The 1,359-nt window shown below is 46.2% G+C and carries 1 pseudogene; it reads right to left on the bottom strand.

Annotation, left to right across the window (positions count from 1 at the left end):
- Positions 1-990: 990 nt before the first annotated feature.
- Positions 991-1,152: pseudogene (locus tag NG833_RS30205) on the bottom strand (ISKra4 family transposase); the annotation flags it as partial.
- Positions 1,153-1,359: the final 207 nt, after the last annotated feature.

Genomic DNA, 1,359 nt, shown 5'->3' with positions numbered 1-1,359 from the left:
CAATCTATTCATTTGCTGACGGTTGATGGAGTTAAAAAAATCACCTATTTAACTGATGAGCGGCGATGGATCCTTCAGTTCCTAGGGGCCTCCTGCCAGAAATATTATTTACTGACTTGATCAAACCTGCGGAATGTGGGATGTCTCAATTCATGCCGCCAATATTTAAACCATTCCTTTGCAGCGTGAGTCCGGCCATCTTTATATGCAGCAGCCGCTGACCATAAATGTCCAGCCGCATGATAGAAATCTAAAACCCCTACTATGTTTAACGGCTCCAAAAAGTGATAATATAAATTCCAAAATCCTACAGCTCCGTCAGATAACCAGACTACCTTAGAGGCATCCTGAATTCCGGAGCGGAGGGCTTCTACTATCAGTCGGGGAGCTAGGTCGTGAATATTTCCGAGAACCCCGACTAGACGACGGTTATGTAACCGGGTTGCGGGTTTACCGGAACGGGTAAAATCCGCTCCTCATCTCGCTATTATCCCGACTTTTACTTCTCTCCATTGCGTTGCTCCAGATGGACTTTTTTCCGGGGGTCGAAAAGGCACCATCACCCCATCACCCGCTAAAGCTAAAGCCATTGACTGTAACTCAGGAGATAGCTGTTCAGGACTGGGGCTTTCTCCTTGGGGAAAAAGCCGTGAGTTCTTCCGAAAGTTTGGACGTTGCCATCCGTCCCTTTTCCTTCACCCAATTGGCTATTGTTTGAGCGCAAACTTTAATGCCCGTTAACTTTTCTAGTAAATGAGAAGTAATTTCAAAGGGTACAAAAATTGCTAATAAACATCCCAGTTTAATCACTTCATCCGAAGTTTTTTGGTCTGGTTTTATTCAGAGTAACTCGTCAAGAGATACCCTATACCAAATCCGGTTATGAAAAGTCGTTTTTATGGAGTAGCCTGCGCAGGCAGGCTTTGTCTGTATAGCCCCAGGCTTGAGCCTGCGGGTTTTTATAGACCGATTCCAACCGGATTCCCTTAAACTACCATGACACTTGAGCGGGCAACGCCCCACTCGGCGAGACCACTTCACTTGTCCCACAAGGGTTAGCATTGAACGTTGTTGAAAACCTCTACTATTCAAACGAGTCCCACAATGTGGACAAGAAGGCCATTGGGTCGGTAATTGGGCGCGTTTTGTCAACTCCATATAAAACTCCGAGATGTTTGGGAACTGCGCATCTTTAGAGCGCAGAGGAAAAACGAACGAACGGTTTTAACCGCCTATCCCTTGCCTATCCCTTAGTGCTACAATGTAGTCATTAACGTTTTTAGCGTTTCATCCACAGTTGCAAGCTGCAAAGCCTCTGCGCCCCAGGCCAGGATTAACGACAAGTAGGCTCAATGCCTT

The sequence above is a fragment of the Oscillatoria sp. HE19RPO genome (genome assembly GCF_024220515.1).
Classification (GTDB): domain Bacteria; phylum Cyanobacteriota; class Cyanobacteriia; order Cyanobacteriales; family Laspinemataceae; genus Laspinema.
This window is presented reverse-complemented; position numbering and strand designations above follow the sequence as displayed.